Annotated in this window: 14 protein-coding genes; 7 read left to right on the plus strand and 7 right to left on the minus strand. The window is 63.0% G+C overall.

What is annotated here, in order from left to right; genetic code table 11:
- Positions 1-5 precede the first annotated feature (5 nt).
- From ACFQDI_RS10215 to ACFQDI_RS10230, 4 genes are all read left to right on the plus strand, one after another.
- Positions 6-2,423 (plus strand): CapA family protein, encoded by a 2,418-nt coding sequence (locus tag ACFQDI_RS10215; protein WP_377166111.1) that lies wholly within the window; start codon positions 6-8, stop codon positions 2,421-2,423.
- A gap of 63 nt (positions 2,424-2,486) precedes the next feature.
- Entirely contained in the window at positions 2,487-3,596 is a 1,110-nt protein-coding gene (locus tag ACFQDI_RS10220; RefSeq protein ID WP_377166113.1) for a hypothetical protein, read from the plus strand.
- A gap of 38 nt (positions 3,597-3,634) precedes the next feature.
- Positions 3,635-4,804, plus strand: a complete 1,170-nt coding sequence (locus ACFQDI_RS10225; RefSeq protein WP_377166115.1) for an outer membrane protein assembly factor BamB family protein — start codon at positions 3,635-3,637, stop codon at positions 4,802-4,804.
- Entirely contained in the window at positions 4,801-5,547 is a 747-nt protein-coding gene (locus ACFQDI_RS10230) for a TVP38/TMEM64 family protein (protein ID WP_377166117.1), read from the plus strand. Before ACFQDI_RS10225 ends, ACFQDI_RS10230 begins: the two co-directional genes overlap by 4 nt.
- Positions 5,548-5,562: 15 nt before the next feature.
- Here the strand turns inward: ACFQDI_RS10230 and ACFQDI_RS10235 are convergent, their stop codons facing one another.
- Entirely contained in the window at positions 5,563-6,003 is a 441-nt protein-coding gene (locus ACFQDI_RS10235) for a hypothetical protein (RefSeq protein ID WP_377166119.1), read from the minus strand.
- 479 nt (positions 6,004-6,482) lie between these two features.
- Here ACFQDI_RS10235 and ACFQDI_RS10240 point away from each other — a divergent pair, with 479 nt between their 5' ends.
- Positions 6,483-7,307 (plus strand): FHA domain-containing protein, encoded by an 825-nt coding sequence (locus ACFQDI_RS10240; RefSeq protein ID WP_377166121.1) that lies wholly within the window; start codon positions 6,483-6,485, stop codon positions 7,305-7,307.
- A gap of 51 nt (positions 7,308-7,358) precedes the next feature.
- Here the strand turns inward: ACFQDI_RS10240 and ACFQDI_RS10245 are convergent, their stop codons facing one another.
- From ACFQDI_RS10245 to ACFQDI_RS10255, 3 genes are read right to left on the minus strand one after another with little or no spacing between them, the layout of a single operon-like run.
- A complete protein-coding gene (locus ACFQDI_RS10245) occupies positions 7,359-8,333 on the minus strand; it encodes a 3-keto-disaccharide hydrolase (RefSeq protein WP_377166123.1) in 975 nt (324 codons plus the stop codon).
- 40 nt (positions 8,334-8,373) lie between these two features.
- Positions 8,374-9,393: a BPSS1187 family protein gene (locus ACFQDI_RS10250; protein ID WP_377166125.1), complete on the minus strand. Its 1,020-nt coding sequence runs from the start codon at positions 9,391-9,393 to the stop codon at positions 8,374-8,376.
- A 45-nt stretch (positions 9,394-9,438) separates the two neighbouring features.
- Positions 9,439-10,272: a prephenate dehydratase gene (locus ACFQDI_RS10255; protein ID WP_377166127.1), complete on the minus strand. Its 834-nt coding sequence runs from the start codon at positions 10,270-10,272 to the stop codon at positions 9,439-9,441.
- Positions 10,273-10,678: 406 nt separating this feature from the next.
- Between ACFQDI_RS10255 and pbpC the strand changes: the two genes are divergently transcribed.
- On the plus strand, positions 10,679-12,934 hold the full coding sequence (gene pbpC, locus ACFQDI_RS10260; RefSeq protein ID WP_377166129.1) for a penicillin-binding protein 1C: 2,256 nt from the start codon (positions 10,679-10,681) through the stop codon (positions 12,932-12,934).
- A 34-nt stretch (positions 12,935-12,968) separates the two neighbouring features.
- Here pbpC and ACFQDI_RS10265 read toward each other — a convergent pair whose 3' ends face one another.
- Positions 12,969-13,823 carry an EamA family transporter gene (locus tag ACFQDI_RS10265; RefSeq protein WP_377166131.1) on the minus strand — a complete coding sequence of 285 codons (855 nt, stop codon included), beginning with the start codon at positions 13,821-13,823 and terminating at the stop codon, positions 12,969-12,971.
- Positions 13,824-13,982: 159 nt separating this feature from the next.
- On the opposite strand from ACFQDI_RS10265, the gene ACFQDI_RS10270 reads away from it, so the two are divergent.
- On the plus strand, positions 13,983-15,131 hold the full coding sequence (locus ACFQDI_RS10270; RefSeq protein WP_377166133.1) for a 6-phosphofructokinase: 1,149 nt from the start codon (positions 13,983-13,985) through the stop codon (positions 15,129-15,131).
- An 80-nt stretch (positions 15,132-15,211) separates the two neighbouring features.
- On the opposite strand, the gene ACFQDI_RS10275 is transcribed toward ACFQDI_RS10270, so the two are convergent.
- Positions 15,212-15,598: a hypothetical protein gene (locus ACFQDI_RS10275; protein WP_377166135.1), complete on the minus strand. Its 387-nt coding sequence runs from the start codon at positions 15,596-15,598 to the stop codon at positions 15,212-15,214.
- A 16-nt stretch (positions 15,599-15,614) separates the two neighbouring features.
- Entirely contained in the window at positions 15,615-16,709 is a 1,095-nt protein-coding gene (locus ACFQDI_RS10280; RefSeq protein WP_377166137.1) for a dienelactone hydrolase family protein, read from the minus strand.
- Between the last annotated feature and the right edge of the window lie 36 nt (positions 16,710-16,745).

The following is a 16,745-nucleotide window of genomic DNA, read 5'->3' on the forward strand; positions in this document are numbered from 1 at the left end:
ACGCCATGAAATCCGCGTGGATCGCCTGCTTGTTTGCCGGTCAGGCGCTGGCGCAGACGCTGCCGGTCCACATTGAGGAATCGCATGCAGGGGTGTTTTACCATTTGGTGGAAACGCTGCCGCTGAGCGAGGCACATACGCTGGTGCTGATCGATGCGCATTGTGATGCGAATGGGATGGCAAATTCGGATGAGATCCGCAAGGCGATCCGGCGTGGGCCGACGCTGAAGCAGCGGGCGGAGATGCTGGCAGAGTGGCGAAGTACGGGGAAGATCCAGTGCTACAACTGGATCGAGCCGCTGATGCCGGCGCCCATCGCGGAGGTGATCTGGATTCCGAGGGCGCGGCTGAGTGAAGAGGAGCGGGTGGCGCTGGAGACGGATGCGCGCGAGTACCTGGATGCGCATGAGGAGGCGCTACCACGCGAGGCGGGGGCGCTGGGGCCGCGGTACCGGGTGATGAGTCTGGAGGGATTTGCGCATGAGGCGAAGAGCTGGCCGGAAGCGAAGCCGGTGGTGGCGAGCGTGGATCTGGACTATTTTGCGAAGACGGCGGATGCAGAGCTGGAAGCGCAGTTGGAAGGGATGATGGAGATGCTGCTGCACCTGCGGGCGCTGAGGGGGCTGAGCTTTGCGATTTCCTCGCCCTATCTGCGAGATGCTGCGCAAGGGGAGAGGCTGGTGACACTGGCGCTGGATGCAGCGTGGCGGATTCCGAATGCGGAGGTGCATTTTGATCCCTTTGCGAAAACGGGGCCGGACCGCTCGCTGATGGCGCGGCTGCTGGAGAGGCAGGGCAAGAGGCTGCCGGAGTTTGATGTGACGAAGGCGGGGCCGGAGCTGCGGAGTGTGCTGCTGCAACACTGGCGGCACCCGCAGGGTGAGGAACTGCTGGAGAAGTGGGCCGGGGAGCCGTTTCAGCACCGCATCCAGGTGCCTGGGAAACTCAAGGCACCCAATGGCAGCTGGGAACTGGAGTTTGATCCAGAGGCGATTTTGGAACTCGAGCCCGCACCCATCGGAGCGCGCGTGCGCTGGTGGCAACTGAGTGCGGCAGAGACGAGCTACCGGATCAGCGATGCGAACCTGGGATTCGCGGCACATGCCCCGCGCTGGATGTGGCAGAAGCGAAGGCTTCTGGCGGAAGGTCCGGCGCTGGGACGCCTGAAGCTCGAGCAGCTGATGCGTGGTGCGGACTGCGGCACGTTTGAGATTTATGCGGAGGTCATTCGTGATGGCGAGAGCACACGCACGCCGGCGGAGATCGTGCGGGTGAGCAAGCCGGGGACGACGGGAGCGCGAGCGGGGTGGAGCCGGCAGTTTGGACTGCCGTATGTGTTTGACTCGCGCCTGCTACAGCGTGGCACTCAGACTGGGGCTGAGGCAAGGTACGGTGCGGACTGCGCCAACTTCATCACGGCAGCTCTGCGCGCGGATGGCTGGCTGCTGCCGTGGGGGAGCCCGGAGGATGTGCGACCATTCCTAACCCGCTGCGATGCTGCGCAGACACCGCTGCTGCTGCACTTTGGCTCGCATCTGGCGGCTGTGTGGGAGGACAGGCCTCCTGTGGGCCAGCTGGACGATGCGGACCTGTGCGTGCATCAGCTTGAAGGGCTGCCGGAAATTCTTCCTTATGCGAAGCTGCGCCAGCGCAGGCGCAAACCCGTTCTGATGACGATACGGGAGCCGGAAGAGGTGATCCGCATCGCGGTTTGCGGGGATCTGATGCTCGGGCGCAGCATCGCCAGTCTGGCAGACCCGCTCAAGAATGTGGCCCCGATTTTGAAGCGCGCGGATCTGGCGCTGGGAAATCTCGAATGCGTGATCGGCACGACCAAGCCGCGCGACCGGCTGCAGCTCATCGCCCCGCCGAAATGCGCCAACCTTTTGCGCGAGGCTGGGCTGCATGGTCTGAGCGTGGCGAACAACCATGCGCTGGACCTCGGGCCTGAGGGCCGCGCAGCCACTGAGGAAGCACTGCGGAGGGAGCACTTGGTGCCCATCGGTACAGCGGCTCGCATCTTTGATGTGAAGGGGAAACGGATTGCGGTGCTGGCCTTGGATGATTCGCGGGAAGATGCGACGGTGACTGAGCCCGGCATCCAGGCGGACTACGTCATCGCCCTGCCGCACTGGGGCAGAGAGCACCGGACAGTGCCTACGGCGCGGCAGCGGGAGATGGCGGCGCGGCTGATGCAAAGCGGGGTGCAGCTCATCGCCGGAAGCGGGCCGCATGCGCTGCAGCCGCTGGAGCATCTGTATGCCGGGAGTGTGGCCTTCTCCCTGGGCAACACCGTTTTTGACGGCCCCGGGCCGGATGCGGAGTGGGACCGGGGCGCGGTGCTGGAGGTGACACTGGATGCCAGGACCTGCCGCCCGGTGAGGATGCGCATGATCGAGGTGCGGGCGCAGCCGCAAGAGTGAAAAAGGTGACGAAACTCAAGCTTGGCTCGGTGCGTTCTTTGTGAAAGCTTGCCGTTCCACTGTATGAAACTGAAATCCGTCTGTCTCTTCACCCTTGCCGCCGTGTCTTTGCAGGCGGCGGAGGATTTGTCGAAACCCATCGAGACGCTGCGCGCGGTGCAGCGGGAGGGTCAGGGCAATGAGGCGGCGGGACAGGCGTGGCAGGAGATCGTGAAGGCGGACCCCGCCGCGCTGCCGGAGGTGCTGAAGGGCATGAACGGGGCCAATCCGCTGGCGGAAAACTGGCTGCGTGCCGCCGTGGGCGTGCTGGCGGATGAGGCGCTGCAGGCCAAGAAGCTGCCGGTGGAGGCGCTGGTGACGTTTCTCAAAGACACGCACAACAGCCCCGGAGCTCGAGTGGTGGCGTATGACCTGATCCATAGAGCCGATGAAAAGCTTGCGGAGGACCTGACCCCGACTCTGCTGGAAGACCCCAGCTCTGACCTGCGCCGCCACCCGGTGGCCAAGCTGATCGACGCCGGCACTGCGGCGCTGGAAAAGAAGGACAAGGATGCGGCGGTCTCGGCCTTTGGCAAAGGGCTGGCGGCGGCACGCGACGAGGACCAGATCAAGACGCTGGCCAAGAAGCTGCGGGAGCTGGGCCAGAAGGTGGACCTGCCCAAGCATTTCGGCTTTCTCATGAGCTGGAAGATGATCGCACCTTTCAGCAACGCTGACCGCGGTGGGTTTGCCACGGAGTATCCGCCGGAGAAGGAGCTGAAGTTTGACGCGGCCTACGAAGGCAAGACCAAGGAGGCGAAGTGGGTGGACTTCACCAGCACGGATGAGTACGGCAAGATCGACTTCAACAAGCCCTTTGGCATGGAGAAGAGCGTGGTGGGCTATGCGGCCACCGATTTCTACAGCACCGAGGACCGCCCGGCGGAGATCCGCATCGGCTGCAAAAACGGCTGGAAGGTGTGGCTGAACGGAGAGCTGCTCTTTGCCCGTGACGAGTACCACCGCGGAGCCAAGCTGGACCAGTACAAGCTGCCCTGCCAGCTCAAGAAGGGCAAGAACACCATCCTGGTGAAGTGCTGCCAGAACGAGCAGACGGAGCAGTGGACGGTGGAGTGGGAATTCCAGCTGCGCGTGTGCGATGCCACGGGCACGGCGATTCTGGCCAAAAACTAAAAGATGAAATCTGAAACATCCAAGAATCTGACCGAGTCATGAAGACCACCTCCCTTTTTTTAGCATTTAGCTTTTATCTTTCTTCCTTCGCCCACGCCGACTGGCTGCAATTTCGCGGACCGAATGCCTCGGCGGTTTCCACCGAGGCCGAGACACCGGGGGATGACCTCAAGGTGGCGTGGTCGGCGGATCTGCCGGGGCGCGGGCTCTCGGCACCGATCGTGGTGGGAGACCGTGTGTTTGTGACGTGCTCCAGCGGCCCAGGACAGGAGACGCTGCATGTGTTCTGCTTCAATGCAGCGGATGGCAGCAAGCGCTGGGAACGCGTGATGCGCACCACCGGCCGCACGATGACGCACAACAAGACCTGCGTGGCGGCCAACACCCCGTGCAGCGACGGAGACCATGTGTTTGCGCTGTTTTCCTCCAACGACCTGTTTGCCTTCGATCTCGACGGCAAGCTGCTCTGGCTGCGCGGTCTGACGTATGACTACGCCAATGCCAGCAACAGCCTGGGCATGTCCCAGTCTCCGGTGGTGGTGGATGGCACGCTGGTGGTGCAGAGCGAGAATGACAGCGAGTCCTTTGCCGCAGGCCTGGACGTGGCCACCGGCCGCAACAAGTGGAAGCTGGAGCGCCCCAAGGCAGCCAACTGGAGCAGCGCCACAGTGTGGAAAAACGTGGTGGCCCTGCAGTCGAGCAAGGGCATCCTGGCCGTGGAGCCTGCGACTGGCAAAACGGTGTGGGATTACAGCGACGGCGCGAGCACCATCCCCTCCAGCGTGGGCACGGGCGAGGCGCTGTATGCGGTGTCTCATGGCATCACGGCACTGGCTCCGGAAAAGGGCGCGGTGACGCAGCTGTGGCGCAATGAGAAGCTGAACCCGGGCACTGCCAGCCCGCTGGTGCTGGGAGACTCCATCTATGTGGTGAACGGCGCGGGCGTGCTGATCAAGGCGAGCCTGAAAAACGGCGATGAAGCGTGGAAGCTGCGCCTGAAGGGGCCCTTCAGCGGATCGCCGGTGGCGGCGGGCAAGCGCATCTACATCGTGAATGAGCGCGGCATTTTCCAGGTGATCGACCCCGAGGCACCTGAAGGCAAGGTGCTGAAGGAGGTGGAACTGAAGGAGACGGTGCTGACGACGCCGGCGATTTCCAAAGGTGCGATCTATGTGCGCAGCGACGCGAAACTGTGGAAGCTGCAATGATGGCGACACCTGAAGAGCCGCCTCAAGAGCTGGAAGAACTGGACGCCTCCACCGCCACAACGGTGGAGCAGGAGACCTCCCGGGCGCTGGGCAAGGAGACACGCCAGGTGCTCTTTGCCGTGCTGCTGGTGGCCGCCTTCATGGTGCTGGCGCAGTTCATCACGCCGCTGAAAGCGTGGGTCACCAACGTGCAGACGTGGAAGGAGATGGTGCGCCAGTTTGGCTGGGGCGCGCATGCGATCTTCATGGCCGCCTGCGCAGGCAGTGTGATGCTGGGCGTGCCGCGCCTGCCGCTGTGTGCCGCTGCGGGGCTGGTGTTTGGATTTGGCGAAGGTCTGGTGCTGTCGCTGGTATCATCCACGCTGGGATCTTATGGAGCCTTTATCTTATCACGTCATGGGTTTCGGAGAGCTGTTGAGTCTCGGGCGGAGAAATGGCCGTGGCTCAAAAAATTGCTGAAAAAGCCATCTGTGCTCAGGGTGTTCTGGGTGCGGCAGCTCATGGTGCCGGGACTGGTGCTGAATGTGCTGCTGGGCATGACGCCGGTGAAGCATACGCGCTTTCTGCTCGGCACCGCACTGGGCTACCTGCCGCTGAATGTGGCCTTCAGCCTGGTGGGAAGCGGCCTTGGCAAAGGCAGCCTGACCACCACTCTGACACAGCTGCTGAGCGCCATGGCTGTGATCAACATCGCCGCATGGCTGGTGTACAAGGTGATGAAGAAACAGAAGGCGAACGGCTGAAGCAGCGGACCCGGCTCAGTGCATGGCATGCCATGCCAGCGTATGATTTTCCGCATCTGCGGCTTCATTGCGCACGGCAGCCACGACGAAGGCTGCCAGAGCAATGAGAACCGCCGCCGGAAAGATGAGGATCAGCAGCGGCAGCAGCATGATGAAAGCCAGCGGGCCGAGCACGAGGCTGAGAGCCAAGGTCTCCCAGCCGAACTGCTTCAGCTTGAGTCCGACAGGAGGCATGCCCTGCTGGCCGCTTCTGACCCAGACGTGGTCCTGCCGGAGCCAGACGAGCAGGGGGCGCAGAGCCTGGCGGAAGGGCCTGAGGAAGGTGGCCTGCATGCGGCGAAACTGCCAGATGCGGTGAAGATTGCGGATGACAAAACGCGCTTCGGCGTTGCGGGCACTGGCGGCTTCCTGAAACGAGGCCGCCTGCCCTTGAAGAGGAGCAGGGATCGTGTTCATAGGCGTGATGGTTGTGATATAATACGAACCATCCCCCTGGCTTCTGGCACAAACACTCCGCAAATCTCAGCCAGCCCTGCCGTGCATGGAGCAGGCCCGGCAGCCTGCACAGAGGTCGCAGCTGACCGAGTGGGGATTCTCAAGGCACTTGGGACAATGAACGCAGAGCATGCAAAACGGACGCTGTGTGCCAGCTACGCCGGGAGTGCAGGGCTGCCTCTTGGCAGCACTGTCGGATGAAGCAGCACAGGCCCTGGAAGAGCGCGTCTGTTTGAGTTCCAAAACATCAGTTTTCATGAATGCGTAGATGAGTGCTCCAACGCATCGGGCGCTTTTGAAAAACGCGCTATTGGCAGACCTGCCAATACGTGAACTTTTTTTTGCTCACGTTGCACATCGCATGCTCCTGCGCAGAATTCCCCATGCCAGTGAATGCCGGGATGAAGGATCAACCAGCCCTTTTAAAATGGAGTGGAGGCGTGCACACGCTCACAGGCCCGTGTTTCATTGGCCGTCGTTCGGACAACGACATCCCCATCAACAATGTACAGGCTTCGCGAAGGCATGCGGTGCTGATGCAGCTGGGCGATGACTGGTGGATCAATGACCTGGGCAGCCGCAACGGAGTGATCGTGAACGGCATGCGCCTGAGCTGCGCGCGCAAACTGCGCAACGGTGATGAAATACGCATCGCCAACCAGCGGCTGACTTTCTGCAACTCGGCACAGTCGGCCCCGCATCACAGCTCCATCATGGGCAAGACGACGGAGCTCGCATATCAGACCGTAAGCGACGGGCCGCTATCTGCAGTCACGTGCGAACTTCTCATCGTGACGGAGCATGGGGAGATTCTCGAAGGGGACAAGGCGGCCCACTGGTTCTTTGGCAAAACTCTTGAGCGTGCGCCCGGAGCCCAGCATTACTTTCTGCCACCGGCCGTGCGCCAGTGGCTGCATCAGCTGGCGGACAATAACGAAAACATTTTCCCGCCGCTGGAAATGGAGCAGGAGGGGCAGCGCATCGTGCTCTCGCTGGCCCGGTGCAAAGAAGACCGCTTTTATCTTCTGGGCCGTGTGGAGTCACTCATGTTTTCCATCGCACGTCTGCAGAGCCTTGGCCTGACCGAGCGTGAAGCCGAGGTCATGCATTGGGTGTGCGAAGGGAAGAACAACCCTGAGATCGCACAGATTCTGGATGTGACGCTGCACACGGTGAACCGGCACAACGAACACATTTTCAAAAAGCTGGCCGTGGACAACCGGCACAAGGCCATCAAGGCCGTGAAGGAACGCCTGGGGGTGTGAGACGAAAGCCTGGTGGCCTCCGCCTCGCACCAGCAAAGAAACGTTTTAGGATTACTTCACCACGGGGGTGAGCACCATGTTGCGGTAGTCGACGTTGGTGTGGTCGCCCTGGAGGTAGATGGGGCCGGGCTTGAACTCATCGCTGGTCATGGCGCCGCCGGTGCAGCCGAGCACGGGGGCGTTGTCGATGATGGTCTTGCCATTGAGGATGACGGTGAGGTGGCGATCCACGAGGGTGATGTCGAGGGTCTGCCATTCGCCGATGGGCTTTTCAGCGGCGACGCTGGGGGTGATGCGGCTGTAGAGCGCGCCCATGTGGTGGGAGTCCAGCGGCTGGCCAAAGCTTTCCATGACCTGAACTTCATAGATGCCACGCAGGTAGATGCCGCTGTTGCTGCCCTCCTGGGTGCGGACTTCGGTCTTGAGATTGAAGTCTTCAAACTCGGCGTCGGTGCGCAGATTGCCGAAGTGCTTGTCCTTGGCCTTGACGACGCGGTTTTGCAGCACGCCGTCCACGACGCTCCAGCCATTGTCCACGCCTTCCTTGAGCAGACGCCAGCCGGTGAGGTCCTTGCCGTTCAGGAGCTGGATGGGGGCGCCAAATTTCACCTTGGAAAGGTCAGGTGCAGGCGGCACGTCGGGGATGCGCTTGCCGGCAAAGTCCTGCGGCTTGCCGATGTCCTTGCCCTCGGCGTTTTTCTTGGAGGTGGTGAGCTTAAGGTTTTCGCCTTCGATCTTGGCGGTGATGGTTTCGATGGCGGCCAGCTTGCCCTCCTTGTTCTTCTGCTCGCGGGTCACGAAGAGTGTGTCTCCTTCGATCTTGGTGCCGGCGGTGGGCACCACGCTGCCGCCGCCCCAGAGCACGCTGGAGCTGAGGGCACCGTCCTTGGACTCAACGCCGAGCCAGCCTGCGCCGCCTCCGGGAATCGTGAGCGCCCAGCGGCCGACGAAGGGACTGTCTGCGGCCTGGAGAAGAGTGCCGAGGCTGAACACGGCGGCGATGGAAAGGGAACGAAGCGGGAGCATGATGGCGGGTGGTATGGGTAGGATGTTGAACGAGCTGGAATTAACGGGATGATTTGCGCTGATCCTTCACGCAGTCGGGATCGGCGGGCGTGGGAGATCCGGTCTGGTCCACAGGATGATTGAAGAGGTAGTGCCAGACGGCCTCGTGGATGAATTTGCCATCCTTGTCTTTCACCGCCGCGCCGCCGGGGGTCACGCTGCTGTGGGCGCGTTTGTCATCGCCCTTCACATCCGCATTGGTGATGAGGCGGCGGGTGTTTTGAAACGGAGGGGCGCTGATGTCAACATCGACGATGGGGCCGTACTGGTTCAGACCCATCATCTCCCAGGAGCGGCAGTAGTGGTCGGCTGTCCAGCCGCCATCGAGGACATGGCTGAAGCCGAAGATGCGATTTCCCGGCGTGGCGGAGGGCAGGGCCTGCCAGGAGTCGTAGTTGTCCCGCGGACCGCAGAAGCAGACGACGCGATCGACTTTCTGATGCTTGGCAAAGCGGGCCGAGGTGGTGGCGCCGTGGGAGGCACCGGAGACGATGACCTTGTCCCAGCGCAGGCCTTTGCCGTCCTGGGCGATGAACTGCTCCCACTTGCCTTCGGGGTGCTCTTTGGCAAGCCATTTCACAAACTGGAAGGAGCGCTCCATCATGCTGTCCGGCTGCGGGATGCTCACAACATCGCTCACATCCTCGCCAGTGCAGGCTTCGAGGCGGATGTCTCCGAGCGTCTTGCCATCGTCGCGGCGTGCGGCTGGGATGATGCCGAACCACTTGTTGGCGTAATGCGGCTGGATGGCGTGAAGGCCGTAGCTGTTGAGGCGCTCAAACAACGGTGCGCTGTGGCCCATGAGCCAGATGACGAGCTTGCCCTGGAGCTTGACGCTGGTATCCACGCTAGCGTTTTGCATGTCCTGGGGCTTGCCCTTTTTGTCGGTGAAGACGAAGTCGATCTCGGGATGCTCCTTGGCACGCGGGTCGATCTCGCTGGCGCGCTTGGAGATGGTGGGAGCGGCGCTGACATGAGCGCTGACGCAGAGCGCCAACAGGCAGGGGAGGATGTGTTTCATAAGGTTGGTGGTGATCTGCTTCCGGAAGGGCCAGGAATGGCCCTGTTATGATTCGAAGCGCAGCCCTGCGGAGTAGGAGCCCACGCTGCGGATCGTCGCGCCATCGGCGCGTGTTTGATCCAGCGCCTTTTGCACGCGCGGGTCGGCGGTGGAGCCTTCGATCTCGATGTAGAAGCGGTACTTGTTGGGCTGGCCGCGGATGGGACGGGATTCAAGGCGCTTCATGTTGATGTCGCCCTCGCTCAGTGGCGTGAGGAAGCGGCACAGGCTGCCGGAGCGGTCTGGCAGCTCGACGACGAGCGCGGTGCGGTTGTGCTCCAGAGAGGGCACATTGGCCGTGTGGCCGATGAGGTAGAACTGTGTGATGTTGGGCACCTCTCCCGCGATGGGGAAATGGAGGATCTGCAGACCGTGGCGCTCCGCATTCTGGCGCGGGCCGATGGCCGCCGCGCCGGACACAGCCACGGCTTTCTCCGCCGCCTTGGCGGTGCTGGGCTCGACCACGCGCTTCACGTTGGGGTAGTGGGCCTTGAGCCATTCGTCGCCATGATAAAAGGGCATGGCATGGGAGTGAATGGATGTGATGGGCTCCCCTGCCCTGCCGAGCAGGGCCAGCTTCACATCCAGTGTCAGCTCCTCCAGGATGCGCAGCCCGCAGCGCGCATCCACGAGGCGGTCCACGGTGTCGATGATGAAGCCGCCGGAGGAGTTTTCGATGGGGACGATGCCGAGGGCGTCGGGTGTTGAGGCGAGGAAGTCGAAGACATCGCCTACGTTGTCGCGCAGGCTCACCGCCGCGCCGGGGAACCGCATCTGGGTGATGAGATGCGAAAAGCTCCCGTCGGGTCCGAGGCAGGCGATGGTAGGCGGTGGATTCATGCGCCGCGCATGCTCCGCCGCTGGGGCGGATGGTCAAGCGGGCGCGTTCTCAAAGAGTGCGCAGGGATGAGAGGAGCAGCGCAGCGAAGATAGACAACCGCAGGCTGCCCGAAGGGTGAGCAAAGCGAATCAATGCGGTTGCAGAGATGCACGGCGCAAGCCTGCATCGGCGACACCGCTTTCGCGAGGTATCGTACGGACTTCGGCCGCAGCCCGCCGTCCGGCCCGCGGGTGGGTGCTTTCGGGCAGCCTATTGATTCTCGCGTACCTTCCGGCCTACGAAGGCGGTGTGGCGCTGCGCCTCCCATCGCACTCCAAGACGGTGGCGCGATGCTTGTATGTGCCAGCCGCTGATTGGCAAGCATCACGCTCTGGATTTCACCGCCACTCGGGGCTTGATTGGTGGATGATCCGCCGCTGGAAAATCACCCTCTTCGTACTGCCCTTGCTGGCGGCAGGCGGGTGGTGGGGGCTGCCGTGGCTGCTGCCGCTGCCGGAGGCGCTGCTGAGGCCGCCGCCGGCCTCCACGCTGTACCTGGCACGCGATGGCACGCCGCTCCGGCATCTTTTAAACGAAGACGGCACGCGCTCGGCACCGGCGGTGAGCTATGCGGAGATCCCGCCGCATCTGGTGCATGCGCTGCTGGCGGCGGAGGACAAGCGATTCTTCTCCCACGGCGGTGTCGATCTGCTGGCCATCGCGCGCGCGGCATGGAGCAATCTGAGGAGCCACCGCATCGTGTCCGGGGCCTCGACGATCCATCAGCAGCTCATCAAAAACACCACGCCGCAGCACGGCAGGCGCACTCTGTGGGCCAAGCTGACCGAGGCGCTGCGGGCGCGCAGGCTGGCCATGACATGGAGCCGCGAGTCGGTGCTGGCGGCGTATGCGAACCGTGTCTCCTTTGGCAATCTGATGACGGGCGCCGCCACGGCTGCGTCGGGTTATTTCCACAAGCCGCTGGGCGATCTCACCCCTGCGGAGTGCGCGCTGCTGGCCGCGCTGCCGCAGGCTCCGGCGCGGCTGAACCCGTTTCGGAATCTGGAGGGCGTGCTGCCACGGCAGCAGCACATCCTGGACAAGATGCACGAGCTGCACTGGCTGAGCGATGAGGAGCACCGCGTGGCGCTGGACCAGAAGATCGTGCTGCAGCGCTTCAGCGGAGGATTTGAGGCCCCGCATGCGGTGGAGATGCTGCGTGGTGCCGCGCAGAATGGCACCGTGCGCACCACGCTGGATGCCATGCTGCAGCAGCATATTGAGACGATCATCGCGCAGCGGCTGGAGGTGCTGAAGGGCCGCCATGTGACGCATGCGGCGGTGGTGGTGATCGAGAATGCGACAGGAGCGGTGCTGACGCTGGCGGGCTCGCGGGATTTCTTTGCGAAGGATGGCGGGCAGCTGAATGGGGCGTGGGCGCCGCATTCGCCTGGCTCGGCGATGAAGCCGTTTACGTACCTGCTGGCGTTTGAGCGCGGGGCCACGCCTGCGAGCCTCGTGGCGGATCTGCCGGTGGAGTTTGCGACGGCATCGGGCACCTACCGCCCGGAGAACTACTCCCTGCGCAGCTATGGCCCGATGACGTACCGTCAGGCTCTGGGAAATTCGCTGAACATCTCGGCCGTGCGCGTGCTGGACTCCATCGGCGGTGCGGAGACGCTGCTGCCGAAGCTGCGCGAGCTGGGGCTGAGCACGCTCACGGAAGATGCGGCACACTACGGCCTGGGCCTCACGATTGGCAATGCCTCCGTGCGGCTGATCGAACTGGCGAATGCCTATGCGTGTCTGGCGCGGCTGGGCAAGTTCAAGCCGTGGACGCTTCTGCAAAAAACCACCGCCTCCGAGGAGCGCCGCCTGCTGGGCGAGAGCGAGAGCTGGCTCATCGCCGACATCCTCAGCGACAATCAGGCGCGCGAGATGGCCTTTGGCAGCTGGTCGGTGATCCGCCTGCCCTTCCGCTGCGCGGTGAAGACCGGCACCAGCTCCACCTTCCGCGACAACTGGACCGTGGGCTACACGCCGGAGCACACCGTCGGCGTGTGGGCGGGCAATTTTGACAACACCCCCATGCAGGACGTGAGCGGCGTCACGGGCGCAGGACCGATCTTTCGCGATGTGATGCTGCACCTGCATGAAAAGCATGCTGCCACGTGGTATGACATGCCACAAGGCATCACGCATGCGCGCATTGATCCGCGAACTGGAAAACGTCTCACGCCGCAGACGCCTCCGGCACGGATGAGCCGCGAGGAGTTTTTTGTGGCGGGCAAGCTCCCGCCTCCGGCTCAGGCGGGTGATTATGATGCGAGGGGGCGAGCGATACTGCCGCGCGAGTATGCGGCGTGGATCGGCAGCAGCGGGAACTGGCTGGGGGATCTGGTGACGACGGCTGAGTCAGAAGCGAGGCCGGTGCTGAGGATCACGAATCCGATTCCGGGAACGGTGGTGATTCTAGATCCGGATATTCGGAATGGTGGGAACCGGCTGCTGCTGCAGGCGATGGGCGGAGAGCGGGTGAGGTGGAAATGTGAAACGCTGGAGCTGCGAAATGAGGGGGCTCACGTGTTTGCGATTCTCAAACCGGGCAGGCATGAGATCGAGGCGAGGGATGAAGGCGGCGGGCAGAGCGTGCGAACGTTTGTGATCGTCAAAGAGGAGTAGGAGATGCGGCGAGCGCAGGGGCTTCCTGGGCACCTTACACCACCACAAGAACGATCGCGCTCATCATCAGGAGCGCACCGGCGAGACGCCAGCGCATGACCTGGGGGCCGAGGTGCTGCTCAGCATTCTTGAACCAGTGGCCGATCATCCACACCAGCGCCACGCTGAGCAGGCCGCGCGAAGCATAGACGATGTTGGCGGAGGTGGCCTTGCCAAAGACGGCGAGGGTGCTGACGAAGATGATGCTCTGAGTACCGAGCAGCACGGAGCCGCCAGCGAGCCACGGCCAGGCCTGCGGACGGATGGCGCTGAGCGGGGCGGAGAAGCGGAAGATGAGCCCAAAGGAGAGCAGCGCATTGATCCAGAAAATGCAGGGGAGCAGACGGCCGACACCCCAGTACGGACCCCATTTTTGCACCAGCACATCAAACACCGCAAAGGCCACCGCACCAAACCCGCCTGAGACAAACGTGAGCAGCAGATGACGTGGCGGCTGCCCGGCATCTTTGCGATTGAGAAAGGTGATGCCGAGCACGCTGAGAAAGGCGGCGATCCAGAGCTTGACGCCCACGGCCTCGCCGATGAGCAGCGGCGTCAGGAAGGCCACCAGGATGACCTTGAGCCCAAACACGGGCACGGCCACAGAGACGTCCCCCTTGTCCAGCGCCAGAAACTGGGCCAGCTGACCGAGAAAAAGGCACATGGCGATGATGCCGGGCTGCCAGAGCATGTCGCGCTCAATAGGCGGGCCGCCGAGAAGCCATAGGAAAGAAAACAGGCCTGCCACGATCAGATTCGCCACGAAAGTGGTGCGCCAGAGACCTACCCCAAGATCGCTGGAGCGTTTCAGCACGAGCGCGCCAAAGGCGTACAAGAGGGCTGCTAGCAAGGGGAAGAGCGTGGTGGCGAGGGCTGGGGGCACCCGTGCCATTATCACGCCCACACCCGGTGGCAAGCCCGAGCCCAAGGAATGCGGCGGCGGGCTTTCAGCCATCACTTGCCACGAGCACGGCGCTTGCTAAGCAAATGACCCCACTTTTTCCAACCCATGACCGCTACCTTCCCCGAACAATCCGTCGCCGTACTTTTCAGCGGAGGCGACGCGCCCGGCATGAACGCCTTTCTGCGCGCTGTTGTACGCCTGGGCCTGAACCGCGAGAAGATCGCCGTGCTGGGCATCCGCGACGGCTACCGTGGTCTCGTGCGCACCGCCCGCGCCGTGAATGACGACGCCGAAGCCCTGGTGCGCCTGAAGAACGACATCGCCACTCACACCGGGCGCGCCGGCCTGATCTCCGAGCAGCTCCATATCATCCAGATGGACCACGCCAGCGTGAGCGGCATCATGGGCAAAGGCGGCACCATTCTGGGCTCCGCACGCTGCCTGGAGTTTCATGACAAGAAGGTGCGCGACAGCGTGATCAAGCTGCTCAAGAGCCTGAACGTCCGCGCCCTGGTGGTGGTGGGAGGTGACGGCTCGCTCACCGGTGCCCGCCTGCTGGCCCAGGAGAGTGACCTGCGTGTGATCGGCGTGCCTGCCACGATCGACAATGACCTGCAGTTTACCGACATGGCGCTGGGCGTGGACACCGCCGTGAACACGCTCGTCTGGGCGGTGGACCACTTCATCGACACCGCACGCAGCCACCGCCGCGTGATGGTGCTGGAAACCATGGGCCGTGCGAGCGGCGACCTGGCCCGCATGGCCGGCCTGGCCTCCGGTGCGGAGATGATCATCACCCCCGAGGCCGGACCGCTGAACGAGGAAGCGATGAAGAAACTGGCCGCCAAGATCGAAGGAGCGATGACCCGCGGCCGAGGCCACGCCATCGTACTGGTGGCGGAGGGTGTGGAGTTTGACCCGCCGCAGAAGCGCAACCGCGCCTATGTGCTGATGGACGCCTTCCAGCAGTACTTCCAGCGCGCCGGAGCCCCCTTCCAGGACCTGGAAGTGCGCCCCTCGGTGCTGGGCCACCTGCAGCGCGGCGGCCACACCACGCCGGGAGATTGCATCCTGGCGGCACGCTTTGCCGACCATGCCTGGAAGACCATCCAGCAGCCCGATGGCGGCAGCGGCATCACCGCCCTGCGCAAGAACGTGGTCGAGATCGTCCCCTACGGCGAACCGGACATGCCCGAGCGCGCCGCCTTCTCCCGCGAGATGGAGCAGCTGCACGATGACCTGAGCTCGTGGTAAGGAGAGGGCAAGCCTCAAGGAATGGTCAAGGGGGCGTCACGCTCACCTTGGCTACTACCTGACCAGCTCGACTTCTCCCTTCAGTTCGTGAAATTCACCACAGTCAGCGGCCCATTGTAACCGAATGCCGCATCTACGGCCTGCATGGCACCATAGGACCATACACAAACCACCAGCAAAGTCAGGCCAACCGTTATTTTGGCATCCGTGGATTGTGCCATTGGGATGCCTTGATGAGATTCAGAACGCAGGCTGATGCATGCTGCCCAGAGCAACGGAATCATCCATGCCCATAGGCCGGTTTTGAGCACGAACTCCATGCTATTTGGCAGGGCATTGAGCAGTAAAAGTGGCGACTCCACTTTTTCCATCACGTTCACCATTTTCCGTGAGAGCGCATAGCCCATCCCGATAAACAGGCACTGCACCAGAATCAGAACGCTGATGGCCTTGGGTGGGTAGTTCATGGCTGCACTGCTTGTATCAATTCTTCACCCAGCGGTCCATCCATTTCACGGTCTTCTCCCACATTTCGGGGAGATAGACGTGGCCGACGCCGGGGTAGATGGTGTTTTCGAAATGTGTCGAGGCATCGCCGCCGTGCAGTGAGTACACCTGGCTGACGATCTCGCCGATGTGGCGAACGCCGTCGGCGGGTGAACCGCCATCCTGATCCCCGGTCATGAAGAGCATGGGGCGCGGGGCGCCTAGGGCGATGACGGACTCGGTGTCGAAGTGCCTGAGCATGCCGGGGACGAAGTAATAAATGCCGTGGGCCTTGAGCATGCCGGCGCGGATCAGCTCCTCGTAGCGCGTCATGCAGCCGACGCACACGGCGGCGCGCGGGCGGTCGTCCAATGCCATGATCCACCAGCTTCTGGTGGAGCCCATGCTGATGCCGGTAACGCCGATGCGCTGCGCGTCCACCTCGGCACGGGTGCAGAGATAATCGAGCGCGGTGAGGTCATCGCGCAGCATCATGCCCCAGAGGGTGCGGCCGACCCAGAGGTTGAACTTGGCGGCGGTCATCTCGCCATTGCCGCCTTTCTGCTGGGGGCCGTCGGGGCCGTGGCCGTTGCGCTCGCCAAAGCATGGGGCGTCGATGCCGAGGACAACGTAACCCGCCTCCGCGAGCGCGGGGCCAGCGGCCACGGGGGTGGCATTGGTCTGCAGGAGCTCCTGTTTGCCGATGTCATACTGGCCGCCATGCCAGTGACAGCAGAGGATGGCGGGGGCTTTGTTTTGTGGTGTGGCCGTCTTGGGGACAAACACATAGCCCTTCACGATCTCGCCAGCGCCGTTGTCGAACTGGAGGGTCTCCAACGTGTAGCCGCCTTTGTCCTCACGGCTGATCACCTGGAAGGAAGAGATGGGCGGGCGTGGGGGGAGGTCGCCGAGGAGTGCGTTTAGCTTTGCCCGAATCTGCACCCGCTGCTGCTGCCATGCCTGGAGTGTGGCAGGGACCTGGAGTGGTGGGGCGAGCTGGGTCTTTGCCAGCCAGGCATCGGCGGCGGGGTCGGGTTCAGCGGCGTGCATGAGCGTGTGCAGGAGAATGAGACAGACGGCGGCGGTGCGCATGCGCCGGTTCTATCAGGCCGGGAATTTTCACGCAAC

Source organism: Prosthecobacter fluviatilis (assembly GCF_042655725.1).
Classification (GTDB): Bacteria; Verrucomicrobiota; Verrucomicrobiia; order Verrucomicrobiales; family Verrucomicrobiaceae; genus Prosthecobacter; species Prosthecobacter fluviatilis.